We start from the raw sequence: 23,195 nt of genomic DNA, 5'->3' as shown, positions 1-23,195 counted from the left end.
TAGGTATTATATACCCTCATCACATCTTCTTTGGTCACTTTTTTGATATTTTCTATATCTTTTTCAATGTAACCCGGGTCTCCGGTGAAGACATCATATTGGGCGAGCTGGAAGGATTTTCCAAGTACGCTGCTTATGCCGTTGTAAAAATCGGTTTCAAGACCTGCTTTTATGCGTTCAATATCCCGTTCTGTAACTCCTTCTTTTTCAAAACGATCAAAGGCTTTTTCAATACCGGCTTCAACACTGTCTAAATCTACCCCTGCGTTGGCAGTGACCAGGATTCGAAATTTCCCGGCAATTTGATCAGAGCTGTTGAAGGCTATTGGTTCAGAGGCCAGTTCTTCTTCTTTTACCAGTACTTCATACAGTGGCGCTTCTTTTCCGTCGGAAAGGATCTCTCCCAGGAAATCGAGCGCATAGGCATCGGCAGTATAATGTTCAACTGTAGGCCACACCATATTGAGCTGAGGTGCGGTAGCAAAGTTATCTTCATGGTAAAGCCTTTTAGTTTCTGAAAGCTTTACGTTTTGTACCTCAAGCGGGGCAACTTCCTGACGCTTTTTTATTTCGCCAAAATACTTCTCGATCATTGCTTTGGTCTCGTCCCTGTCAAAATCTCCGGCAATCACCAGGGTGGCGTTGTTGGGGCCATAAAATTTGTCGTAGAATTCCTTAACATCAGCTATAGTGGCACTTTGAAGGTCTTCAAGTTCGCCTATCACCTGCCAGCTGTATGGGTGGCCATCAGGGAAAAGGTTTTTATCGATCACCCAGCCGGTGTGTCCATAAGGGTTGTTGTCTACCCGCTGGCGTTTCTCATTCTGTACTACCTCCTGCTGGTTGGCAAATGCAGCTTCAGTTACAGTATTAATGAAATATCCCATACGGTCAGATTCCAGCCAGAGCACCATTTCAAGTGCATTTTGGGGTACTACTTCATAATAAACAGTACCATCCTGCCAGGTACCGCCGTTTAGGGTTCCACCCACATCCTGGATTTTTTTAAAGAATTGATCTTGTGGTACATTTTCAGATTCCTGGAATAACATGTGTTCAAAGAGATGCGCAAAACCTGTGCGGCCTTTTTTCTCCCGGTTAGAACCCACCCCGTACTGGATGGCAACTGACACAATAGGATCTGACTTGTCCTGGTGCAGTACCACATTTAGACCGTTGTCAAGTTCGTATTTTTCGTACTCAATAGACAGGCTCTGGTCCTGGAGACTGTCAGTTTCTTTTCCCTGCAGGTCATCACAGGAAGTAAAGGTGGAGGTTAACAAGGGCAGCATAAGTGCCATTGCGAGGAACCTTACTTTTTTCATACTTCTTTTGGTTTTAGTTAAAATTTGCTGAATATAATAAGTGCTAAATAGTAATGTGTCTGATTTTCAGCAGTAATGTTACAATATTAAATGAAATGAAGTGAAAAAAATATAAAGTTCTTCAGAAGCTAATGTAGTCACTTATAAAGCTGGGGAAGGAGATAAAGTGACTGTATGATTACTTGTATTCAGAAATCAGGCTGTTCCATTCCATGGTTTTCAGCGTTCCAATAAGAATAGGGTCTATTTGGTTTACAAGTTTAGAGTGCTTTGGGAAACTATAACTGTAGTAGTCTTTTTTGAGGCTGTTTTCAAGAACGGTAAGTTCCTCCTGCAGTTCTTTTTCTTCAATATAATAGCTAAGAATAGGTTTATCGTATACCAGCACGTTTTTATCATTCTCCAGGAGCGCTTCCAGGCCCTCGTTGGCATTGAGAACTTTATAGGAATCAATGTTGTACTGGTCCAGTAATTCCTGTGCACTGGAACTTTTTACGGTATAGATCTCAAATCTTTCCAGATCCTGAACCGTGCCAATTTCATCCTGAATGTTTTGTACGGTAAGGGAAGAGGCAATTCCCGCTGTAAGGGTAGAGATCATGATAATAGCTATGAACATCCAGATAAAACCTACAACTCTCCCACCAAAAGTACGTGGCGACTTATCCCCGTAGCCCACGGTGGTCATGGTCACTGCACTCCACCAGAAGCCCTGGAGTATTCCTTTGGCACCGGGCCCAAATTCTTCTTTGTTCTTTTTTCGTTCAAAGATCCAGACCAGCATTCCAAAAATAAAGATGACCCCCACCAGGATAAGTATGGCCGAGAAGAAGTTCCAGCTAAAAATATTAGAGAGGTATCTCCAGACTGCAGAACCACTTTTTCTTGCAATCCCGGTGTAAGAGATGAAGTAGGGCTGTGAAAAATCCATTTTTTGCATTCTCTTATCGGTAACAGTGATGGGGTTGATGCTAAGATCAACTTTTCCCTGTTCTACCGCCTGTAGCAGCGCATCAAGAGTTTCGAATTGCTTATACTTATAATTAGCATTCAATTCCCTGTTTACCAGCTTCCATGATTCAATACTAAGACCCGCAAAATCGCTTCCCTCCTTCATCACAAAAGGAGGAGCCTCGGTTAATCCAATAATAAGTTCGCCTGCAGTATTTAAAGAATCCTGTGCCTGAGTCGTTACAATGCTTAAACTAAAGAAAAGAAAAAAGATATATTTATTCATAAGGCTAAAATAGGATCTCAATTTATAAATTTATAGATAAAGACCTTTTTAGAGTGCTGAAGAGCAAAAAATGCAGGATAACCTGTAATTTTGTAAGAAAAGTAAACCTTAGATAGGGTGGAGAAATTCTGCAGGGTGATAGTCAATATATTTGATAATTAGTAGGAAAGTGAATTATTGGATATTCCCTGACAGGTAATTTGTTTATTACTTTTAATTATTAGAATATTGTGACCATGGGTAAACAGGGGAAATACCAGATCATACTTGTTCTGCTTGCAGGTCTTGCCTTTGGAATTTATTTCCAGGGCGCTTATGCGCAGGATTCGAAGAACCCACCACCGCCTATGATGCAAAGCACCCAGGACTCCACGACAGATAATGGTTGTGGAGAAACTGATGATCCAGGAGACGGCAGTCCACCACCACCACCGGGTTTTTGCTTACCTATAAACGATTATTTGTTGCCCCTGTTCCTTTCGGGGGTTGCGCTTGGAGCATTCCAGTTATTCAGACTCAGGAAGAAAGAGGAGGAACTTAAGGATTTAACTGAGTAAGTCGCTTTACATACTTCCCAATAACGTCAAATTCCAGGTTGACTCTGGTTCCCTTTTTGATCATTTTAAAAGTGGTATGCTCAAAGGTGTAGGGAATAATAGCCACGCTAAAGTTGTTCTTACCCGAATTCACAACGGTTAAGCTTACCCCGTTTACAGTAATAGAACCTTTTTCTATAGTGATGTTTTGCAGCCCAGGGTCATATTCAAAAGTAAACTCCCAGCTGCCATTCTTTTCCGCCACTGCGGTGCATAAAGCGGTTTGGTCTACATGGCCCTGCACAATATGGCCGTCTAGCCGGGCGCCCAATTGCATACCCCGCTCCAGGTTTACCACATCTCCTTTCTTTAATTCTCCCAGGTTGGTTTTTGAGAGGGTTTCAGCAATAGCAGTAACAGTATATTCCCCCTGTGCAATATCTACCACAGTCAAACATACGCCGTTATGAGCTACACTTTGATCTATCTTCAGCTGTGAAGTAAAGTTGGCTTTAATACTAATATTAAGGTTGTCTCCACTTTTAGTCAGTGCCGTGACTACTCCCAGTTCTTCAATGATGCCTGTAAACATTCTCCTATTATTAATTACCTTTGCAGGTATAAAATTAGTGTAAATACAGGAAAACATTATGAAATCATCCGACAAAATAAAAGTGGGAATTAGTATTGGAGATCTCAACGGAATTGGAAGTGAGATCGTGCTTAAGACTTTTGAGGATGTTAGAATGATGGAGCTCTGCACACCGGTTGTATTTGCATCGGCCAGAACCATTACGTTCATCAAGAAAAAACTCAATATCGATATTGCCTTTCAGGGGGTTGATGATGCAGCCCAGGCCATTGATAATAAGTTCAATGTGGTAAATGTCTGGAAAGAGAATGTGACGGTGAATTTTGGTGAGGAGACAGAAGAGGCCGGCAGGCATGCCTTTCTTTCGTTACAGGCAGCAACCAATGCTCTAAAGCAGGGTGATGTTGATATTCTTGTTACCGCGCCTATAAATAAACACAACATTCAGAGTGAAGAGTTTCGCTTTCCGGGCCATACAGATTATCTGGCAAAGGAATTGGGAGGGGAAAGCCTCATGTTTATGATCACCGATACCTTAAAAGTTGGGCTTTTGACAGATCATGTGGCGGTAAAAGATGTAGCTGCAGCTATAACACCCCAATTGATCGAAAAGAAAGTGAGGATCATTCATAAAACGTTGCAGCAGGATTTCAGGATCTCGCAGCCTAAAATTGCGGTGCTGGGAATTAATCCGCACAGTGGTGACGGCGGAGTTATTGGAAATGAGGATGAGGAGATCATGAAGCCCACTCTTGAAAAAATAAGGAACTCCGGAAAGCTCATTTTTGGCCCCTATTCTGCCGACAGTTTCTTCGGAAGTGGTAATTATAAAAATTTTGATGCAATTATTGCAGCTTATCACGACCAGGGATTAATTCCTTTTAAAACCCTTTCCTTCGGAAGCGGGGTTAATTTCACAGCCGGTCTTAGTAAGGTGCGCACTTCGCCCGATCACGGTACGGCATACGAGATTGCCGGAAAGAACGAGGCCGATCACCACTCATTTAAAGAAGCCGTGTTCAAGGGAATAGATATCTTTAAAAGCCGTCAGGAATATGAAGAACTCACCCAAAACGTCCTGAAGAAACAGGGCAAGAAGATATAAACAAAAAATTGTTCATAAAGAATAGGCAGTTAATTAATTTTTATATCTTTGCACCCGCCTTATCCTGAGGGGTAGGCACTTGAAACTGATGATGAAATGAGGAAACTAAAGGAGTTTACGATCCCCTTTGTGGGTCTTAAACAAGGTAAACACCAGTTCAAGTACGAGGTTGACAATAAGTTCTTTGAACATTTTGATTACGATGAATTTAACAGTGCCAACATAAAGATAGATCTTCTTTTTGAGAAGAAATCGACCATGTTGGAGCTCACTTTTAAAGCATCGGGAATGGTAAACGTTTACTGCGACCTTACAAACGAACCTTATGACCAGCCAATAGACAGTGAGCTATTTCTGGTAATTAAGTTTGGGCAGGAGTATAACGATGACAATGAGGATATTTTGATCTTGCCGCATGGTGAGTACGAGGTAAATATCCAACAGTACATTTATGAAATGCTGGTTTTGGCCGTTCCGTCAAAAAGAGTTCATCCTGGAGTGCTAGATGGCACTTTAAAGTCAGATGTACTTGAAAAGCTGGACGAGTTAAGTCCGCGAGAAAAAGAGACTAAAACAGAGGAGGACATAGATCCCCGCTGGGAAAAATTGAAAAATTTATTAAACGATAAATAATACGCAGCCATGGCACATCCTAAGAGAAAGACCTCAAAGACGAGGAGAGATAAAAGAAGAACGCATTATAAAGCCTCTGTACCACAAATAGCTACAGATCCTACTACAGGAGAAGCTCATTTGTACCACAGGGCACACTGGCATGAAGGTAAATTATACTACCGTGGTCAGGTGTTAATTGACAATACAGAAGAAGTAGAAGCTTAATATTCAAGAGCTTTGAAAATACTCCAAACTCTCACATAGTGAGAGTTTTTTGTTTTAAGTTGATAAAGTGCTAAAAACACCTTAATTTGCACCGCTGTATTGTGAGTTTTATTAGTCTACTGTTTCTCAGTAATTTAACCATTTTGCAGAGGCATTAAATGCATGTTTATGAGTAAAACAACAGCAGCGATTACAGCTGTAGGCGCGTATGTACCGGAATTTGTTCTTTCAAACAAAATCCTTGAGACTATGGTTGATACCAACGACGAGTGGATCACCTCAAGAACCGGCATCAAAGAGCGCCGCATCCTTAAGGATGCTGATAAAGGAACTTCCTACCTGGCAATTAAAGCCGCCCAAAACCTTATAGATAAATCTGGAATAGACCCGGCAGAAATTGACCTGCTAATTATGGCTACGGCAACGCCCGACCTTCCGGTCGCAGCGACAGGTGTTTACGTGGCATCACAAATAGGTGCCGTAAATGCTTTTGCTTACGACCTGCAGGCTGCCTGCTCCAGTTTTCTCTACGGGATGTCTACCGCCGCAGCATATATTGAAAGCGGCAGGTACAAAAAGGTTCTTGTTATAGGGGCCGATAAAATGTCTTCAATTATTGACTATACAGATAGAACTACCTGTATCATCTTTGGAGATGGCGCAGGGGCTGCTTTGTTTGAACCCAATGAAGAAGGTCTTGGGCTACAGGATGAAATTCTTAGAAGCGATGGCGCCGGAAGAGAATTTCTCAAAATTTCTGCCGGTGGCTCTCTTATTCCTGCAACGGCACAAACAGTGGCCGATAAGCAACATTATGTCTTTCAGGATGGAAAGACCGTATTCAAATTTGCCGTTACCAATATGGCCGATGTGAGTGCAAAGATCATGGAGCGAAATAATCTTTCAAATGAAGATGTCAACTGGCTGGTGCCACACCAGGCTAACCGCCGGATTATAGATGCAACTTCAAGCCGAATGGGGATCGATGATTCCAAAGTGCTTATGAATATTCATAGGTATGGTAATACAACTTCGGCTACTTTGCCTTTACTATTAAGCGACTTCGAAAAACAGTTTAAAAAAGGAGATAATCTTATTTTTGCTTCGTTTGGAGGTGGCTTCACCTGGGGTTCTATCTACCTCAAGTGGGCTTATAATTCTTAAAAACACCCAACACTAAATAATATGGATTTAAAAGAAATTCAGAATCTCATCAAGTTTGTGGCAAAATCTGGAGCCAGTGAAGTAAAGCTGGAAATGGATGATGTAAAGATCACCATCAAAACCGGATCTGACGAAAGGGAAACCACAATCCTGCAGCAGGTACCTATGCAGGCTGCACCACAAGTGCAACAGCCGGTGCAGCAACAGCTTTCTTCTCCACAACAACAGGAGAGTGCTACAACCGGGGGCGAAGCCAATGCCGCACAGGAAGATAAAGGATATGTTACTATTAAGTCTCCTATAATTGGAACCTTCTATAGAAAACCATCTCCAGACAAAGGTCCTTTTGTAGAAGTTGGAGACTCTGTAAAAGTAGGTGATGTTCTTTGTGTGATTGAAGCTATGAAGCTCTTCAACGAGATTGAAAGTGAGATTTCCGGAAAGATCGTGAAGGTACTGGTTGATGATTCATCACCAGTAGAATTTGATCAACCTCTATTCCTGGTAGATCCGTCATAATAGCTGTAAGGAGCTACCCTAAAGCCAAAACTAAACAGTATGTTTAAAAAAATATTAATTGCCAACAGGGGAGAAATTGCCTTGCGCGTTATTCGCACCTGTAAAGAAATGGGCATTAAGACCGTTGCGGTATACTCTACCGCCGATGCAGAAAGTCTTCATGTTCGTTTCGCCGATGAAGCAGTTTGCATTGGCCCTCCTCCCAGCAACCTTTCCTATTTAAAGATTTCAAATATCATAGCAGCGGCCGAGATTACCAATGCAGATGCTATTCATCCGGGATATGGTTTTCTTTCTGAAAATGCTAAATTTTCGAAGATCTGTGCTGAACACGATATCAAATTTATTGGTGCCAGCCCCGATATGATAGATAAGATGGGAGATAAAGCCACGGCTAAAGCTACTATGAGAGCTGCCGGGGTGCCTTGTGTTCCCGGGTCAGAAGGCATTCTCGAATCTTATGAAGAAGCCGAGAAGATCGCCAATGATATGGGTTATCCCGTTATGCTGAAAGCTACCGCCGGTGGTGGTGGTAAAGGAATGCGTGCCGTTTGGAAAAAGGAAGATCTGCAAAAAGCATGGGAATCGGCCAGGCAGGAAGCAGGTGCAGCCTTCGGTAACGATGGCATGTACATGGAGAAACTCATTGAGGAGCCGCGACATATTGAGATCCAAATCGTGGGAGACAGTTCAGGTAAAGCCTGTCACCTCTCAGAAAGGGATTGTTCTGTACAGCGACGCCATCAAAAACTTACCGAAGAAACTCCGTCTCCTTTTATGACCGATAAACTTCGGAAACAAATGGGAGATGCTGCAGTTAAAGCAGCCGAATACATCAAGTATGAAGGCGCCGGTACCGTAGAGTTCCTTGTAGATAAACACAGGAACTTCTACTTCATGGAAATGAATACCCGTATTCAGGTAGAGCATCCTATTACCGAACAGGTGATAGATTACGACCTCATTCGGGAACAGATCCTTGTGGCAGCAGGAGTGCCTATCTCAGGTAAGAACTACGAGCCACAGTTACACTCTATTGAGTGCCGGATTAATGCTGAAGACCCATATCACGACTTTAGACCTTCCCCCGGAAAGATTACCAACCTGCATGCACCGGGTGGGCATGGAGTGCGTATAGATACTCATGTGTATAGTGGTTATGTGATTCCGCCTAACTACGACTCTATGATTGCCAAATTGATTACTACCGCCCAAACCCGCGAAGAAGCGATTAGTAAAATGAGACGGGCTCTTGACGAGTTTGTAATTGAAGGTGTGAAAACCACAATTCCGTTTCACAGGCAGTTGATGGATGAGCCAGATTATGTTGCGGGGAACTACACCACCAAGTTCATGGAGAGTTTCAAAATGAAACCAAGAGAGTAATATTATATGGGGATTGCTACAGCGATCCTTAATTACTATACCTTAGACCTCACAGGTTTTCAAAACCTGTGAGGTCTTTTTTATTTATTGTCTTGAATTCCTGCTCCTGGAAGGCAGCGGTATTTTTTATCTCCTTCAGCGAAAAGCGTGTTCCGAAAATTTCATTGCTACTTCAAAATTTATTTCAAAGGTTTTGCTTTACAGGGGTTTAGCAATAAATTCTTATCTTAAAGGAAATGTTTATCTACCGTGGTGGCCGGTGTAGCATTAAACATTTTAGTTAATTCTTTAAACCTAAAATTATGAAGAAGGTATTTTCAGTTCTACTTTTATTATTTCTCAGCAACTCCTTAAGTGCACAGGAGATTACCGGCGACTGGTATGGCGAATTGATTGTACAGGACCGTAATATGGGAATTGTCTTCCATATTTCTGAAAATAAGGATGGCTATACCACTACCTTAGATAGTCCTGCACAAAATGCTTTTGATATTCCTGTTGAGTCTACATCTTTTAAAGATAATGTATTGGAGGTAAAGGCACCGAAGCTTGGAGGGTTCCATTTTAAAGGAAGACTAAAGCAAGAGGAACTTTCCGGCTCATTAAGACAAGGCGGAGCACTCGTTCCTCTTAAACTTTCAAGAGGGAAACCCGAAGACGTAAAAGAAGAGGCAAAAAAAGAATAACTTTGGCTACAAAATGGCATTTTTATGAGCTTTTCTTTTTGGGAACACGATTCCTGGTTTTCTAATATTGATTTTACCATTGTTGGCAGCGGGATTACCGGACTTACCTGCGCCCTGCAATTAAAAACCCGTTATCCCGAAGCAAAGGTGGTAATCCTCGAAAGAGGACTTCTACCCAATGGTGCTAGTACAAAAAATGCGGGTTTTGCTGCTTTTGGAAGCCTTAGCGAAATTCTGGACGACCTGCAGCATCATTCCGAAGAAGAGATGGTAGAACTGGTGAGAAAACGGGTACAGGGGCTTGATCTACTCAAAAGAACTTTGAATAGTGATGGTATTGATTTGCAGGTAAATGGCGGATATGAACTATTTACTGCAGCCGAAGAAGATCTCTTTGAAGCTTGTGTGTCAAAAATGGCAAAAATAAACAGCCTTCTAAACCCCATTTTTGGAGAGGATGTCTTCAGCATAACCAATAATAAATTCGGATTTGCAAAAGTAGATAACAGCCTGATCTACAATAAATTTGAAGGCCAGCTTGATACCGGGAAAATGATGAGTGCCCTGCTTCAGAAGGTGCAGGCAGCCGGCGTGAAGATCCTCAATTCGGTTACCGTAAATGGTTTTGCTGAAGTAGATGATTCCGTAGAAGTAGAAACAGAACATTTTAGTTTTTACACCGGGAATTTGCTTATTGCCACCAATGGCTTTGCTTCACAACTGGGCATTCCAGAGGTTAAGCCGGCCCGGGCACAGGTGTTGATCACAGCTCCTATTCCCAACCTTCATCTAAAAGGCACTTTTCACCTTGAAAAAGGTTTTTATTACTTCAGAAATATTAACGATAGGATTCTGCTGGGCGGAGGCAGGAACCTCAACCTTAAAGGAGAAGAAACCACCGAAATGGCATTGACGGCACTGGTGCAACAGCGGCTTGAAAGCTTGCTCAAAAATGTCATTTTACCCGATACTCCTTATAAGATCGAAAGAAGGTGGAGCGGAATAATGGGCATGGGGGAACAGAAGAAACCTGTGGTTAAAAAAGTTTCGAAACACGTGTTCTGCGGAGTGCGTTTAGGCGGAATGGGTATAGCAATTGGCAGTCTCGTAGGAAAAGAACTGGCCGATCTAATTGAATAAAAATGAAAAGATTTTTCAGGTTTTTACTGAAACTGGTGCTGGGATTGTTTCTCTTCAGCATATTTATGGTTGTGGTCTATAAGTGGGTGCCGGTACCCTTTACTCCGTTAATGGTCATCAGGTACTTTGAAAATCCTGATGAAGACATAAAACATGATTGGGTGCCCATGGAGGAGATTTCTGACAACCTGAAGCTGGCAGTGATTGCCAGTGAAGATCAAAATTTCCCCAGTCACAATGGGTTTGACTATAAAGCGATTCAAAAGGCCATGGAAGACAATAAAAAAGGGAAAAGAGTAAGGGGCGCCAGCACTATTTCGCAGCAAACTGCCAAGAACGTTTTTCTATGGCCACAGCGCAGCTGGTTTAGAAAAGGCCTGGAAGTTTATTTTACCTTTTGGATAGAACTTTTGTGGAGTAAAGAGCGCATTCTTGAGGTTTACCTTAACAGCATAGAAATGGGCAAAAGCGTTTATGGCGCCGAAGCTGCTGCTCAAGCCTGGTTTAAAAAGAGTGCAGAGAACCTTACCGCCTATGAAGCCGCTGCCATTGCAGCCATACTCCCAAATCCTCGGGAATACAGGGCGAATCCTGCCAGCAGTTACATTGGGGGCAGGAAGAGCTGGATTGTGAGGCAAATGAGGAATCTCGGAAAAATTGAGCTTTAATAGAATTTAAGACATTCCAAAAAAACAGGACCAAATAAAATTATATTTACTCAATTTAAAATCAGCAATCAATGAACAGAATACTACCTCTATTATTAATATCCATGTTGTTTTGTTTTCATGGATATTCCCAGGAGACTGAAGAAATAGCTACCCCACACGAGCAGGTACCTTATTCCGGTAAAAACGAATTAAAATTAAATGGAATGTATTTGCTCATTGGTTTCCCCGAGCTTAGCTACGAGCGAATTTTGAATGATGAGTCTGCTTTGGGTATTTCTGTTAACTTTTCTATAGATGATATAGAAATTGATTTTATGGCTATTCCCTATTACAGGATCTATTTTGGTAAAAAACCTGCTGCCGGATTTTTTGTGGAGGGGAATGCGGCCTTTTACGTAGTAGATGATGAAGAATACACCTACTATAACGGGAGTACTTACGAAGTTAAAACTGAAAATGAAATAGGTGCAGGGATAGGTCTTGCGGTAGGATCAAAATTTATGACTGAAAGTGGATGGGTGTTTGAAGTTTTTGGAGGAGCTGGAAGAAACTTTTTAGGTTCAGATAATATAAGCGTTGCTTATCCCAGATTTGGCCTTACAGTTGGCAAGAGATTTTAAAAAACTTCCTGATTGAGGCTTTGACATTAAAATAACAGCAAAGAAAAAATGTCTGAAATAAAAGAAAAGTTGATTGAAGCCTGCGCTGCTTACGTAGAGAAAAAGATCGAAACCGTACAGCATGTCATAGACGATCTTGAAGCTGCTCTAAAACTGGAGACCAAATGCTCTATGGGCGATAAATATGAGACCGAAAGGGCTATGCTGCACCTCGAATTTGAGAAAGTGGCAAACCAGGCCGAAGGTTTTAAAAGGCTTAAAAGAACGCTTAAGGAAGTCCCCACAGGTAGTACGGGGAATGTAGCAGGTTTTGGAAGTATCGTGAAAACTACAGTGGCCAATTATTTTATTGCCATTCCTGCCGGTGAAATTAGTGTGGACAATGAGAAATATTATACTGTAGGGGTAGGTGCTCCAATAGCACAAATATTTATGGGAAAAAAGAAGGGAAGTAGCGTGACGTTTAATGGCAGGGAATTACAAATAGAAGAAATTTTCTAAAGGTAAATATCTGCATTTCTGAATTGCATAATTTCTTCGGAACAAATTCTCACTTAGCCTAACCTTTTTTCAAGTAGATCCTGTTCGATTTGTAAGCGAACAGATTTGCCATTTTCCAGGCCTTCCGGGTGTTCCACGAAAACTGAAGTTCCTTCTATTTCAACTTCAGTAAGAAAAAAACTTCCTTTAAAAAACACATTTTTGACTACCCCCTGATACCTGCCCGATGCTGTCAAATGTATGTCGTGAGGGTAGAGAATTACCTTCTTGCGTACTGGTTGATCGTCAAAGAAGAGGGAAGCCGGGAGTTCATTTACGTCTCCAAACAGGGAAGCAACATAGGCATTTGGCGGGTTATTATAAAGTTCTGTGGGCGATCCCATAGCTATAATCCTTCCGGCTTTCATTACAATGGTCTTGTCGGCAAAAGAAAGTGCATCTGTGCTGTCGTGAGTAGCCAGCATTACGGTAGTGCCCGTTGCTTTCAGGTGGCTAAAGAGGTTCCTGCGCAGTTTGTTCTTTCTGAAATGATCAATATGGCTAAAGGGTTCATCCAGGAGTAAAACTTCAGGAGGATTTGCGAGGGTTCTTGCCAGTGCTACCCGCTGTTGTTGGCCTCCACTCAGGAACTTTGCCTTTGTTTTTGCCAGCTCCTTCATTTCTACCAAAGCGAGAAGCTCGTTTACCCGTTGCTGTTTTTTACGGGGGTAGGCGTTGGAGAGATGTTTGCCCACATTTTCGGCTACTGTCAATGGTGGCATCAGGTCGAAATCCTGCGTGAGGTATTTCATGAAATCTTCGCCGGGAACGAGGTTGAAATTGGGCCCCAGCAACTGCTTTTCTTTCCAGAAGATCTTTCCTTTTACATCATGAAGTCCATAAAGGGACTGGAGCAGGGTGCTTTTACCGCATCCACTGGCGCCAATGATTGATATATTTTCCCCTTTTTGGATGTTAAAGCTGAGGTTCTTTAACACCGGCTTGGCTCCATAAGCAAAAGAAAGGTTTTTGACCTTTAGCATCTTCGTTTGGTTAAGGCTGTAAAATTAGAGCTTTAATAATAAAAAGAGGCTGTCTCAAAGCCTTATTTGTGTTGATCTGCACCTGGTGCAGGTCTCATGTGACTCTAATGATGATCACAGGATCCCTGAAATAAATTCAGAATAACACTTAAGTACTTTCAAACAGCCTCTTTAAAAAGGTCTGAACAAAAATTATTTTACCGGGTTAGGGAGTTTGTTGAATCCCATGTTGTAAAGTGTAAAGCCAAAAATGTCGGCATATTGTTCAATGGTCTTGCTCACCGGGGTACCGGCACCGTGACCTGCATTAGTCTCAATTCTAATCAATACAGGGTCGTCACCTGCCTGTTTATCCTGAAGCTCGGCAGCAAACTTAAAGGAGTGTGCCGGTACTACGCGGTCATCATGGTCTCCTGTAGTGACCAAAGTAGCAGGGTATTCTTCTCCACTTTCTACATTGTGAACAGGAGAGTACCCCTTCAGGTAATTGAACATCTCTTCACTGTCTTCGGCGGTACCGTAATCGTAAGCCCAGCCCGCACCTGCTGTAAAGGTGTGGTAGCGCAGCATATCAAGAACTCCCACTGCCGGCAGGGCAACTTTCATAAGATCTGGTCTTTGGGTCATGGTAGCTCCTACTAAAAGTCCGCCGTTGGAACCTCCCCGAATGGCCAGGTAATCTCTGGAGGTGTAATTATTTTCAATAAGGTATTCGGCAGCGGCAATAAAATCATCAAAAACATTTTGCTTCTGCAATTTAGTTCCGGCATCGTGCCAGTCCTTTCCATATTCCCCGCCACCCCGTAGGTTTGGTACGGCATATATTCCGCCCTGTTCCATCCACACAGCATTGGCAATACTAAAGGAAGGGGTGAGGCTTATATTGAATCCGCCGTAACCGTAAAGGATCGTTGGGTTCTTCCCATTCATTTCAATCCCTTTTTTGTAGGTGATGATCATAGGCACTTTAGTACCGTCTTTAGACGTATAGAAAACCTGTTCGCTGGTATAGTTATCAGGATTAAAGGCCACCTCGGGGCGGTTGTACAACTCTGATGTTCCGGTTTCTACATTGTATTTGTAGATGCTGCCGGGAGTAACATAATTTGTAAAACTGTAATAAAGGTCTTTTTCGTCTTTTTCCCCGCCAAAGCCACTGGCAGTTCCAATTCCGGGAAGATCAATTTCCCTTACCAGTTTTCCTTCATAGTCGTACTGTTTTACATTAGAAACTGCATCCTGCATATATTCAGTAAAAATATATCCGCCTCCGGTTGATGGGCTAAGTACATTTTCGGTTTCAGGAATAAGGTCTTTCCAGTTTTCGGGCTGCGGATTTGCGGCATCTACAGTAACGATCTTTCTGTTTGGCGCGTCTAGATTGGTCACGATAAAAAGCTTGCTGCCGCGGTTGTCCATTACATAACTTTCGCTGTCTTCATGGCCTACTATTGTATCAATAGAAGGATTGTCTTCTGCGAGATCCATCATAAATAGTTTACCTCCCGAAGTTGAAGTCCTTGCCGAGATGAACAGGTAGCGGTTATCTTCTGAAACACTCCCCCCTACATAACGATGCTTTTGCTCGGGAGTAGCGCCAAAGATCACTTTATCTTTACTTTGTGGCGTGCCGAGTTTGTGGTAGTAAAGTTTATGCTGATCTGTCTTGGCTGAAAGTTCGCTTCCTTCAGGTTTGTCATAACTTGAATAGTAGAAACCTTCATTGGCTTTCCAGGAAAGGCCGCTGAATTTTACATCAATCAAAGTATCTTCTTTGATTTCGCGGGTTTCGGCATCCATAACAATAATCTTTCTCCAGTCGCTTCCACCTTCAGAAATACTGTAAGCAAGGGTTTTTCCATCTTCAGAAAAACTCATTCCGGAGAGAGAAGTTGTGCCGTCTTCACTGAATTTATTCGGATCTAAAAATACTTCGGGCGTGGCATTTTCCGATTTTTTGCGGTAAATAACGCTTTGATTTTGGAGTCCGTTATTTTTGCTGAAGTAGATCCAGCCACCTTCTTCACTTGGAGCACTTAATTTCTCGTAATTCCAGAGTTCGGTAAGCCTTTGTTTTAGTTCTTCCCTGAAGGGAATCTGGTTGAGATATTCAAAAGTGACTTCATTTTGTGCCTTTACCCAGGCTTCGGTCTCTGCGCTGCGATCATCTTCGAGCCAGCGGTAAGGGTCTTTCACCTCGTTGCCAAAATAAGTGTCTACGGTATTACCTTTTCGGGTGGTGGGATATTCCAAAGCAGTAGATGGGGTTTGTGTGGTTGTCCCGGGGGCAGGTTCAGGTTGTTGTGAACTTCCGCAGGAGATCAAAGTTCCGGCAGCCAGGGCAGTAATTAATATTCTATTCATTTATCAGTAGTTTAAGAGGTCCTAAAATAGGTAATTTTCTCATTAAAAGATATAAGAAAGGCTGCACAAGAAATATGCAGCCTTTAAATTATTACTCTTCAAAAATGCCATTTTTGGCACCTCATATTTTAAACAAGTTTGTTATCTACCAGGTATTCGGCGATTTGCACCGCATTGGTGGCAGCACCTTTCCGAAGGTTATCGGCTACGATCCACATGTTTAGAGAATTAGCCTGAGAGAGGTCTCTTCTTATACGACCCACAAAAACATCGTCTTTACCTTCGGCATAAATAGGCATGGGATAAGTGTTTACGTCAGTATTATCCTGCACGGTGACTCCCGGGAACTCTTTTAACAGTCTTCGAACGTCATTAACGTCAAAATCCCTGCTAAAAGTGACATTTATAGATTCGCTGTGCCCGCCCACTACCGGAATACGTATAGCGGTGGCTGTAACTTCTACAGCGTTGTCTTTCAGGATCTTTTTAGTCTCGTTGGTGAGCTTCATCTCTTCTTTGGTGTAGCCATTTTCTTCAAAAACGTCACACTGCGGAATGGCATTACGGTGAATAGGGTATGGATATGCCATTTCTCCCTGCTCTCCCTTATATTCGTTCTCTAGCTGCTGTACAGCTTTTACGCCGGTGCCTGTAATAGACTGGTAAGTAGAAACCACCACGCGGGTAATACCGTATTCCTTGTGAAGAGGGGCAAGTGCCATCACCATTTGAATGGTAGAGCAGTTGGGGTTTGCGATAATTTTATCTTCGGAAGTCAATTCTGAAGCATTGATCTCGGGCACAATAAGTTTCTTCTCCGGATGCATTCTCCAGGCCGAGGAATTGTCTATGACGGTAGTACCTGCTTCTGCGAACTTTGGTGCCCATTCAAGGGAAGTTTCACCGCCGGCCGAAAAAAGCGCAATATCTGGCTTTTGTGCCACAGCCTCTTCCAGGCCAATCACTTCATATTCTTTGTTATTGAAGCTTATCTTGTTGCCTACAGATCTTTCTGAAGCTACCGGAAGCAATTCGGTAACCGGAAAGTTTCTTTCTGCCAATACTTTTAACATTACCTGGCCCACCATCCCGGTAGCGCCTACAACTGCTATTTTCATGCTATAGTGATTTAAAGACCTCACAGGCTTCGGAAACCTGTAAGGCTCCATTTCCTGCTCGTCCTGATATTTTATACAAATGTATTGTACTACAAATAATAAAAAGAGTAGACACAAAGAAATTCTGCCTCAAATGACTTTTTATAACCACTTTGTACAGTTTGTTAAATATGGAGGGTTGTAGTAAAAAAAAGACCCCCGGTGGTTCCGGGGGTTTAAGGTTAGGATATGTAGCGTAGCGGTTACTACGTGTTTTAAAGTTCGTTCTCTTGCCGCAAAAATATTTATTTCTTGCTCATGCAGTGATACACAGGCGCGAAAAATGGCATCTTTAGCTGTTCTTTTTCCTTAATTCATCCCGAATTTCGGTAAGTAGCTGTTCCTGTGAAGGGCCTTTAGGTTCAGTGACTTTTGGAGCTTCTTTCGCAGTCTTGGTTCTTTCATAAGCCCGTAAAACCAGGAAAATAAAGAAGGCCACAATCACAAAATAAATAATAGCCTGAATAACATTGCCGTAGGTGAGCACTGCGGCTTCGGCTTCTTTTGCGGCATCCAGGCTTTCATATTCGTTACCGTCAAGAGAAATGAATTTTTGTGAGAAATCAACTCCCCCAGTAATAACACCTATGAGAGGCATGATGATATCGGCTACCACAGAAGAAACTATTTTATTGAAAGCACCTCCTACAACCACGGCGGTAGCAAGGGCAATAATGTCGCCTTTCATTAGAAAAGCCTTGAAATCCTTAAAGAATGCCATAATAAGATTTTTAAGTTAGTAACCTAAATGTATGAATTAATCTGTAATAAGCACTCTCTTCACTCTTTGGGAGATTCCGGTAATCAATTCGTAGGAGATCGTGTTTCCCTTTTCAGCAAAGGCAGTTGCATGTTGAGTTTCTCCAAAAACAATGACTTCATCCCCTTCTTTACAGTCAATTCCGGTAATATCGACCATCACCATGTCCATACAAACATTTCCTAAAATTGGGGCGTAGCTGCCATTAATAGTTACCCCGGCGCGGCCATTGCCGTACTGCCTGTTAATCCCGTCGGCATGACCAATGGGGAGCGTGGCTGTTTTGGTGCGTTTTTCGGCGATAAAGGCGCGGTTGTAGCCCAGGGACTGGCCTTTTTCCAGCACATGGATTTGTGAGACAATGGTTTTAAGCGTTCCAATTGGCCTTAACTTTTCATCATTGGGCTCATCATTTCCAAACCCGTAAAGCCCAATCCCCGATCGCACCATGTCAAAATGGGCTTTGGGATAATTAATGATCCCCGAAGTATTGCAAATGTGCAGCATGGGGCTGTAGCCTAAATCGTCATATAATTTGACAGCTATTTTCCGGAAGGTATGGATTTGCATGAGGGTGAACTCCCGCTCTTTCCAGTCTTCACTTGCGGCCAAATGCGAAAAGAATGATTTCGCTTTAACTGCAGTGGTAGCTGTGAGCAGGTCTTTCACTACATCGGTCTCTTTTTCTGAAAACCCAAGGCGATTGAGTCCGGTGTTGAACTTAATATGTACAGGATATTCTTTCTGATTTTTTTCTTCAGCAGTTTTGACAAATTCCTCTAAAACAAACTTGCTGTAAAGGCTTGGTTCCAGGCAATTTTCAATAATAGCTTCAAAATTGAATGACTGAGGGTGAAGAACCAGGATAGGGGCTTCAATTCCGGCCTCTCTTAAGGCAATACCTTCAGAAGTATAAGCTACCGCAAAATAGTCGGCGCCCAGCTCCACGAGCTTATGGGCTATGCCGGCTACGTCGCTTCCGTAACCAAAGGCCTTGACCACGGCCATAAATTTTACATCTTCATCGAGTTTTGACCTAATGTAATTGTAGTTGTGCGCTAAGGCATCAAGATTTATTTCAAGTACGGTCTCCCTGGCTTTCGGCATGTTCACTTCTTTTGGTGTCTTTTAATTCTTCGGGTTCTGTAACCTCGAAATTTTTTAGCTTTTCTCTTAACCGGGCTTTGTAAAAAGCTCCGCGGCTCAAAGGCTCATATTCTTCGGTCTCTCCCAGCATCACCAGGTCTTCATTTGAAGTCTTGCGGTAGCTGTATTGGGCGAGGTTTCCGGTACGGGTGCAAACGGCGTGTACTTTGGTGACATACTCTGCAGTGGCCATTAAATTTGGCATTGGTCCAAAGGGGTTGCCTTTAAAATCCATATCCAGTCCGGCAACGATCACTCTTACCCCTCTGTTTGCAAGGTCATTGCATACAGAGACAATTTCTTCGTCAAAGAACTGGGCTTCATCAATGCCCACCACATCGCAATCATCGGCCAGCAGCCTGATATTGGCTGCAGCTGGAACAGGGGTGGACCTTATTTCATTAGAATCGTGAGACACCACCATCTCTTCATTGTAGCGGGTATCTATGGCCGGTTTAAAGATTTCGACCTTTTGTTTGGCAAATTTGGCGCGCTTGAGTCTGCGAATCAGCTCTTCGGTCTTCCCAGAGAACATCGAGCCGCATATAACTTCAATCCACCCAAATTGCTCTTTATGATTTACTGTATTTTCAAGAAACATTTTGTATTTTTCAAGACCAAAAAGCAGACTTCGCTTTTGATAAAGGTGACACAAATTTATTAAAAATACAACCGTATTCGGGTTGCAAGAATGAAAGTTATGAAAAAGCAATTGAAAGGGGAATTAGTAGCTTTGGCCGAAAAAGTTGCTCTTTTAAAAGATCAGGACCAGGTCGCGACCGGGGAATTAAAAGAACTTGCCAGGAGATTATACGAAAAGCTTACCGTCTACAATTTTACCGAATCTAATCTCTACACGGCTTCAGAAATAAGAGAGCAGGAAGTAGTAAAAACTGCTCAAAAAGTAGAAGCTCCAAAAGAAAAAGAGGCTCCGGTTAAAGCTTCCGAAGAAAAGAAGGAATCGGTGCCGCCGGTGCAGGAAGAAGATGCTCCAGAACCGGACGAGTATAACCCTACCGGACTTGAATACAACGATTCTGAAGAGATTACCGAGCCAAATACCGAAAAGATCAAGGATATTGTGGCCCAGATGCCACCGGAGACTCAGCAGGTTGACGATCTCTTTGCACATGTAGAACCGCGCAATTACAAGAAGAATGATATGAGCGATATTGGGGGAGTGCATTATGATAACCTGCCGCAGTTTGAACCAGTGAAAAGACAGGGTTCTGCCCAGGAAAAACCAAAATCCCTCAATGACAGGCTCAAGAAAGGTATCAATATTGGACTTAACGACAGAATGGCCTTTGTAAAGCACCTTTTTGACGGGAGTACATCAGATTATAACAGGGTGTTGTCTCAACTTATTACTATAAGGACTAAGGAAGAGGCCTTTAATTTTGTTGCAAACATGGTCAAGCCCGATTATAATAACTGGGAGGGAAAAGAAGACTATGAAAGCAGGTTTTTGGCTATAGTTGAAAAGAACTTCGAATAAGTTTCTATGGCGAAACTATACCTTGTGCCCACGCCTATTGGCAACCTTGAAGATATTACTTTTCGTGCCCTTAGGGTTCTCAAAGAAGTAGATCTCATATTAGCTGAAGATACCCGCAACAGCGGAAAACTGCTAAAACATTTTGAGATAAATACACCTATGCAGAGCCACCACATGCACAATGAACACAAAACGGTAGAAAATGTGGTGCGGCAAATTCAGAATGGGAAAACTGTGGCGTTAATTAGTGATGCCGGGACGCCCGCCATTAGTGACCCCGGATTTTTACTCACCCGGGCCTGTGTTGAAGCAGGGCTCGAAGTAGATTGTCTTCCCGGCGCCACTGCTTTTGTTCCAGCCCTCGTGAACAGTGGGTTGCCCAATGATAAATTCGTTTTTGAAGGTTTTTTACCGGTAAAAAAAGGACGGCAAACCCGGCTGGAATTGCTGGCGCAGGAAACCCGTACCATAATATTATATGAATCGCCGCACAAGCTTCTTAAAACTCTGGGCCAGATAAAAGAATTCTTTGGAGAAGACAGGCAGATTTCTGTATCCCGGGAGATCACCAAACTACATGAGGAAACCGTGAGGGGAACAGCAGCTGAAGTGCTTTCGCACTATGAGACCAAACCTCCTAAAGGAGAGATTGTGGTTGTTGTTGCAGGGAATAAATAGCTACTCTGCGACCTCGATTTTGAGCGTGGTGATTGTTTCAGAAAAAATTTCGGCTCCGTTAGAATCAGCCCTTTTGATCTTTACAACTTCGATCCCGTTAAAGTCGGCTTCTGGAGCGTAAACATAGAAGATGCCTTGCTCGCGGTGCTGAATTTCACTCAGAACCGCATGTGCTGCCTGCTCCGAAATACTGAAACCACCTTCAGTGGGTATTACTTTTGAAAGCAGGTGCTCAAGAGTATCGGCTTTTGAAATGGAAAGTGTTTTTTCAGGTGCTTCTGTTTCTACTGAAGTTATATTTTCGCAGGCCAGGAATATCAGTGCGATGGCGAATAAGAGGATCTTTTTCATTCAGTATAATTTTCAATTAAATTAATAAAGAAATAATTAATTGGCTGAATGAATCTTTATAACTGTGAAATTTCGGTGTCAGATTTTCCTTCAGGTTCTCGATGAGGCCAGTTTGTAGGACGTAAATAATAAAGAACAATAAGTATTTTTGAAAAAAAACTCTATGCGCTGGACACTTAAACCTAAACCCGATCCTTCAACAGTTGAACATCTGCAGGAAGCTTTAGGTGTAGAAAAACCAATAGCTTCATTGCTGGTTCAGCGCGGCATAGAAACATTTGAAGAAGCCAAAAAGTTCTTTCGCCCCAGTCTTGAAGACCTCCACGATCCTTTTCTAATGAAAGATATGGAAGCAGCGGTAAGCAGGATTGAGCTTGCCCTTCAAAAAGGGGAAAATATCATGGTCTTTGGAGATTATGATGTAGACGGCACCACGAGTGTGGCATTGGTTTCTTCTTATCTAAAAAGGATCTACCCAAACGTTGCGACCTATATCCCCGACCGGTATGAAGAAGGATACGGTGTGTCTTATAAAGGGATAGATTTTGCAGCCGATAATGACATTAGCCTCATCATTGCCCTCGATTGCGGAATTAAAGCTATTGAAAAAGTAGCCTATGCCAGTGAAAAGGGCATTGACTTTGTAATTTGTGATCATCACAGGCCGGGGGCAGAAATACCAAAGGCGGTAGCTGTACTGGATCCTAAAAGAGAAGATTGTGAATACCCTTATAAGGAACTCTGCGGATGTGGTGTGGGCTTCAAGCTGTTGCAGGCTCTAAACCAAAAGCGGGGAGAGCCATTTGGAGTGCTCATCCCATACCTGGACCTGGTTGCTACAGCTATTGGGGCCGATATAGTGCCGGTAACCGGCGAAAACCGGATACTTGCCTATCATGGCCTGCAGGTAATAAATGTTGCTCCCCGTGCAGGAATTGGTGCGATCCTCGAACAGGTGAAGAAGGAACAACTCACCCTTACAGATGTGGTTTTTATAGTTGCGCCCCGCATCAATGCAGCCGGAAGGATGAAGCACGGGCTACACGCCGTTAACCTGCTTACTGAAGAAGATAGTGTGCAGGCAAAAATATTTGCAGCCGAAATTGAAGAATACAACACGAGCCGAAGAGAGACAGATAAAGTAATTACTGAAGAAGCACTTGCCCAGATTGACGAACTTTGCGAACAGGAGAGAAAGACCACAGTAGTTTACCGGGAGACCTGGCATAAAGGGGTGATAGGGATTGTAGCCTCGAGGCTTACCGAAACTTATTACCGCCCTACCCTGGTGTTTACCCGCAGCGGTGAAAAACTTGCGGCATCGGCACGTTCTGTCAGTGGTTTTGATGTTTATGATGCTTTGGAAGGCTGCAGTGAATTCATTGAACAATTTGGAGGTCATAAATATGCGGCAGGCTTAACACTGCTCTCTGATCAATATGAGAATTTCAAGAAAAAATTTGAAGAAGTGGTTTCGGCTACAATAGATCCCCGCCTGCTAACTCCCGAAATTCAGATTGATGCCGAAATAGAACTCGGTGATATTACAGATAAGTTCTATAGGATCCTTAAACAGTTTGCACCATTTGGGCCCGGCAATATGTCTCCTGTTTTTATGTCAAAGAATTTGCGGGATACCGGTTACGCCCGCTGTGTGGGTGGAGATGACAAGCACCTGAAAGCCAGGTTTTATCAGAAGGGAAATGATCGCAGCTTTGGCGCCATAGGTTTTGATTTGGGGAAGAAGTGTGAGCTGGTAAGTGAAGGGAAAAAGGTCAAGGCTGCCTATTCTATTGAAGAGAATGAATTTCAGGGCAATATCACGCTACAACTAAATTTAAAAGGCATTGAGGTAAATTAGCGTGACCTTTTGTTAATATTGTTGCTGAATTCTTAC

Annotated in this window: 25 protein-coding genes; 15 read left to right on the top strand and 10 right to left on the bottom strand. The window is 42.7% G+C overall.

Annotation, left to right across the window (positions count from 1 at the left end; all coding sequences use genetic code 11):
- Together OQ279_RS15465 and OQ279_RS15460 are read right to left on the bottom strand one after the other, a co-directional pair.
- On the bottom strand, positions 1–1,325 hold a 1,325-nt coding region (locus OQ279_RS15465; protein ID WP_266070913.1), incomplete at its 3' end, for a M16 family metallopeptidase.
- Positions 1,326–1,503: 178 nt separating this feature from the next.
- Complete coding sequence (locus OQ279_RS15460) at positions 1,504–2,562, bottom strand: transporter substrate-binding domain-containing protein (RefSeq protein WP_266070912.1); 1,059 nt, start codon at positions 2,560–2,562, stop codon at positions 1,504–1,506.
- Between the two features lie 230 nt (positions 2,563–2,792).
- On the opposite strand from OQ279_RS15460, the gene OQ279_RS15455 reads away from it, so the two are divergent.
- The gene (locus OQ279_RS15455) at positions 2,793–3,119 is read left to right on the top strand and encodes a hypothetical protein (protein WP_266070911.1); all 327 of its coding nucleotides are present in this window, start codon (positions 2,793–2,795) and stop codon (positions 3,117–3,119) included.
- On the opposite strand, the gene OQ279_RS15450 is transcribed toward OQ279_RS15455, so the two are convergent.
- Entirely contained in the window at positions 3,100–3,690 is a 591-nt protein-coding gene (locus OQ279_RS15450) for a riboflavin synthase (protein ID WP_266070910.1), read from the bottom strand. The genes OQ279_RS15455 and OQ279_RS15450 overlap by 20 nt on opposite strands.
- Positions 3,691–3,748: 58 nt before the next feature.
- Between OQ279_RS15450 and pdxA the strand changes: the two genes are divergently transcribed.
- The 11 genes from pdxA to OQ279_RS15395 all read left to right on the top strand — a co-directional run bounded on the left by pdxA (position 3,749) and on the right by OQ279_RS15395 (position 12,322).
- Complete coding sequence (pdxA, locus tag OQ279_RS15445; RefSeq protein ID WP_266070909.1) at positions 3,749–4,795, top strand: 4-hydroxythreonine-4-phosphate dehydrogenase PdxA; 1,047 nt, start codon at positions 3,749–3,751, stop codon at positions 4,793–4,795.
- A 96-nt stretch (positions 4,796–4,891) separates the two neighbouring features.
- The gene (locus OQ279_RS15440) at positions 4,892–5,428 is read left to right on the top strand and encodes a YceD family protein (RefSeq protein WP_266070908.1); all 537 of its coding nucleotides are present in this window, start codon (positions 4,892–4,894) and stop codon (positions 5,426–5,428) included.
- A 9-nt stretch (positions 5,429–5,437) separates the two neighbouring features.
- Complete coding sequence (gene rpmF, locus OQ279_RS15435) at positions 5,438–5,635, top strand: 50S ribosomal protein L32 (protein ID WP_006988996.1); 198 nt, start codon at positions 5,438–5,440, stop codon at positions 5,633–5,635.
- A gap of 168 nt (positions 5,636–5,803) precedes the next feature.
- On the top strand, positions 5,804–6,799 hold the full coding sequence (locus tag OQ279_RS15430; protein WP_266070907.1) for a beta-ketoacyl-ACP synthase III: 996 nt from the start codon (positions 5,804–5,806) through the stop codon (positions 6,797–6,799).
- A gap of 21 nt (positions 6,800–6,820) precedes the next feature.
- Positions 6,821–7,318, top strand: coding sequence for an acetyl-CoA carboxylase biotin carboxyl carrier protein (gene accB / locus OQ279_RS15425; RefSeq protein WP_266070906.1), 498 nt, complete (start codon positions 6,821–6,823; stop codon positions 7,316–7,318).
- Positions 7,319–7,357: 39 nt separating this feature from the next.
- Positions 7,358–8,704, top strand: coding sequence for an acetyl-CoA carboxylase biotin carboxylase subunit (accC, locus tag OQ279_RS15420; protein ID WP_266070905.1), 1,347 nt, complete (start codon positions 7,358–7,360; stop codon positions 8,702–8,704).
- Between the two features lie 302 nt (positions 8,705–9,006).
- A complete protein-coding gene (locus OQ279_RS15415) occupies positions 9,007–9,390 on the top strand; it encodes a hypothetical protein (protein WP_266070904.1) in 384 nt (127 codons plus the stop codon).
- Between the two features lie 24 nt (positions 9,391–9,414).
- Positions 9,415–10,530: an NAD(P)/FAD-dependent oxidoreductase gene (locus OQ279_RS15410; RefSeq protein WP_266070903.1), complete on the top strand. Its 1,116-nt coding sequence runs from the start codon at positions 9,415–9,417 to the stop codon at positions 10,528–10,530.
- A gap of 2 nt (positions 10,531–10,532) precedes the next feature.
- Positions 10,533–11,198 (top strand): monofunctional biosynthetic peptidoglycan transglycosylase, encoded by a 666-nt coding sequence (mtgA, locus tag OQ279_RS15405; protein ID WP_266070902.1) that lies wholly within the window; start codon positions 10,533–10,535, stop codon positions 11,196–11,198.
- Between the two features lie 71 nt (positions 11,199–11,269).
- Positions 11,270–11,821: a DUF3575 domain-containing protein gene (locus OQ279_RS15400; protein ID WP_266070901.1), complete on the top strand. Its 552-nt coding sequence runs from the start codon at positions 11,270–11,272 to the stop codon at positions 11,819–11,821.
- Between the two features lie 48 nt (positions 11,822–11,869).
- Entirely contained in the window at positions 11,870–12,322 is a 453-nt protein-coding gene (locus tag OQ279_RS15395) for a hypothetical protein (RefSeq protein ID WP_266070899.1), read from the top strand.
- A 53-nt stretch (positions 12,323–12,375) separates the two neighbouring features.
- On the opposite strand, the gene OQ279_RS15390 is transcribed toward OQ279_RS15395, so the two are convergent.
- From OQ279_RS15390 to OQ279_RS15365, 6 genes are all read right to left on the bottom strand, one after another.
- Positions 12,376–13,344: an ABC transporter ATP-binding protein gene (locus tag OQ279_RS15390; protein ID WP_266070898.1), complete on the bottom strand. Its 969-nt coding sequence runs from the start codon at positions 13,342–13,344 to the stop codon at positions 12,376–12,378.
- A 192-nt stretch (positions 13,345–13,536) separates the two neighbouring features.
- A complete protein-coding gene (locus OQ279_RS15385) occupies positions 13,537–15,708 on the bottom strand; it encodes a prolyl oligopeptidase family serine peptidase (protein WP_266070896.1) in 2,172 nt (723 codons plus the stop codon).
- 128 nt (positions 15,709–15,836) lie between these two features.
- Positions 15,837–16,826, bottom strand: a complete 990-nt coding sequence (locus OQ279_RS15380; RefSeq protein ID WP_266070895.1) for an aspartate-semialdehyde dehydrogenase — start codon at positions 16,824–16,826, stop codon at positions 15,837–15,839.
- Positions 16,827–17,157: 331 nt separating this feature from the next.
- Positions 17,158–17,586: a large conductance mechanosensitive channel protein MscL gene (mscL, locus tag OQ279_RS15375; protein ID WP_266070894.1), complete on the bottom strand. Its 429-nt coding sequence runs from the start codon at positions 17,584–17,586 to the stop codon at positions 17,158–17,160.
- A gap of 36 nt (positions 17,587–17,622) precedes the next feature.
- Positions 17,623–18,732: an alanine racemase gene (alr, locus tag OQ279_RS15370; protein WP_266070893.1), complete on the bottom strand. Its 1,110-nt coding sequence runs from the start codon at positions 18,730–18,732 to the stop codon at positions 17,623–17,625.
- Complete coding sequence (locus OQ279_RS15365; protein WP_265162214.1) at positions 18,704–19,372, bottom strand: thymidine kinase; 669 nt, start codon at positions 19,370–19,372, stop codon at positions 18,704–18,706. Before OQ279_RS15365 ends, alr begins: the two co-directional genes overlap by 29 nt.
- Positions 19,373–19,471: 99 nt before the next feature.
- Between OQ279_RS15365 and OQ279_RS15360 the strand changes: the two genes are divergently transcribed.
- Entirely contained in the window at positions 19,472–20,269 is a 798-nt protein-coding gene (locus OQ279_RS15360) for a DUF8457 domain-containing protein (protein ID WP_266070892.1), read from the top strand.
- A gap of 6 nt (positions 20,270–20,275) precedes the next feature.
- Positions 20,276–20,947, top strand: a complete 672-nt coding sequence (gene rsmI / locus OQ279_RS15355) for a 16S rRNA (cytidine(1402)-2'-O)-methyltransferase (RefSeq protein WP_266070891.1) — start codon at positions 20,276–20,278, stop codon at positions 20,945–20,947.
- On the opposite strand, the gene OQ279_RS15350 is transcribed toward rsmI, so the two are convergent.
- Positions 20,948–21,298 carry a hypothetical protein gene (locus OQ279_RS15350; protein ID WP_266070890.1) on the bottom strand — a complete coding sequence of 117 codons (351 nt, stop codon included), beginning with the start codon at positions 21,296–21,298 and terminating at the stop codon, positions 20,948–20,950.
- A 163-nt stretch (positions 21,299–21,461) separates the two neighbouring features.
- Here OQ279_RS15350 and recJ point away from each other — a divergent pair, with 163 nt between their 5' ends.
- Positions 21,462–23,159, top strand: coding sequence for a single-stranded-DNA-specific exonuclease RecJ (gene recJ, locus OQ279_RS15345; protein WP_266070889.1), 1,698 nt, complete (start codon positions 21,462–21,464; stop codon positions 23,157–23,159).
- Positions 23,160–23,195: the final 36 nt, after the last annotated feature.

The sequence above is a fragment of the Salinimicrobium profundisediminis genome, assembly GCF_026241755.1.
GTDB lineage: Bacteria > Bacteroidota > Bacteroidia > Flavobacteriales > Flavobacteriaceae > Salinimicrobium > Salinimicrobium profundisediminis.
Note: the sequence above shows the minus strand (reverse complement) of the source record. Positions and strands in the feature narration are given on the sequence as shown.

Bases quoted from the DNA above. Each gene is read 5' to 3' on its own strand.
- OQ279_RS15380 (WP_266070895.1), bottom strand. From the start codon at position 16,826: ATGAAAATAGCAGTTGTAGGCGCTACCGGGATGGTGGGCCAGGTAATG.
- OQ279_RS15430 (WP_266070907.1), top strand. From the start codon at position 5,804: ATGAGTAAAACAACAGCAGCGATTACAGCTGTAGGCGCGTATGTACCG.
- accC (WP_266070905.1), top strand. From the start codon at position 7,358: ATGTTTAAAAAAATATTAATTGCCAACAGGGGAGAAATTGCCTTGCGC.
- rpmF (WP_006988996.1), top strand. From the start codon at position 5,438: ATGGCACATCCTAAGAGAAAGACCTCAAAGACGAGGAGAGATAAAAGA.
- OQ279_RS15385 (WP_266070896.1), bottom strand. From the start codon at position 15,708: ATGAATAGAATATTAATTACTGCCCTGGCTGCCGGAACTTTGATCTCC.
- OQ279_RS15350 (WP_266070890.1), bottom strand. From the start codon at position 21,298: ATGAAAAAGATCCTCTTATTCGCCATCGCACTGATATTCCTGGCCTGC.
- OQ279_RS15390 (WP_266070898.1), bottom strand. From the start codon at position 13,344: ATGCTAAAGGTCAAAAACCTTTCTTTTGCTTATGGAGCCAAGCCGGTG.
- OQ279_RS15415 (WP_266070904.1), top strand. From the start codon at position 9,007: ATGAAGAAGGTATTTTCAGTTCTACTTTTATTATTTCTCAGCAACTCC.
- OQ279_RS15460 (WP_266070912.1), bottom strand. From the start codon at position 2,562: ATGAATAAATATATCTTTTTTCTTTTCTTTAGTTTAAGCATTGTAACG.
- OQ279_RS15450 (WP_266070910.1), bottom strand. From the start codon at position 3,690: ATGTTTACAGGCATCATTGAAGAACTGGGAGTAGTCACGGCACTGACT.
- OQ279_RS15440 (WP_266070908.1), top strand. From the start codon at position 4,892: ATGAGGAAACTAAAGGAGTTTACGATCCCCTTTGTGGGTCTTAAACAA.
- OQ279_RS15395 (WP_266070899.1), top strand. From the start codon at position 11,870: ATGTCTGAAATAAAAGAAAAGTTGATTGAAGCCTGCGCTGCTTACGTA.
- recJ (WP_266070889.1), top strand. From the start codon at position 21,462: ATGCGCTGGACACTTAAACCTAAACCCGATCCTTCAACAGTTGAACAT.
- pdxA (WP_266070909.1), top strand. From the start codon at position 3,749: ATGAAATCATCCGACAAAATAAAAGTGGGAATTAGTATTGGAGATCTC.
- rsmI (WP_266070891.1), top strand. From the start codon at position 20,276: ATGGCGAAACTATACCTTGTGCCCACGCCTATTGGCAACCTTGAAGAT.
- OQ279_RS15410 (WP_266070903.1), top strand. From the start codon at position 9,415: ATGAGCTTTTCTTTTTGGGAACACGATTCCTGGTTTTCTAATATTGAT.
- OQ279_RS15365 (WP_265162214.1), bottom strand. From the start codon at position 19,372: ATGTTTCTTGAAAATACAGTAAATCATAAAGAGCAATTTGGGTGGATT.
- alr (WP_266070893.1), bottom strand. From the start codon at position 18,732: ATGCCGAAAGCCAGGGAGACCGTACTTGAAATAAATCTTGATGCCTTA.
- OQ279_RS15400 (WP_266070901.1), top strand. From the start codon at position 11,270: ATGAACAGAATACTACCTCTATTATTAATATCCATGTTGTTTTGTTTT.
- mtgA (WP_266070902.1), top strand. From the start codon at position 10,533: ATGAAAAGATTTTTCAGGTTTTTACTGAAACTGGTGCTGGGATTGTTT.
- accB (WP_266070906.1), top strand. From the start codon at position 6,821: ATGGATTTAAAAGAAATTCAGAATCTCATCAAGTTTGTGGCAAAATCT.
- OQ279_RS15360 (WP_266070892.1), top strand. From the start codon at position 19,472: ATGAAAAAGCAATTGAAAGGGGAATTAGTAGCTTTGGCCGAAAAAGTT.
- mscL (WP_266070894.1), bottom strand. From the start codon at position 17,586: ATGGCATTCTTTAAGGATTTCAAGGCTTTTCTAATGAAAGGCGACATT.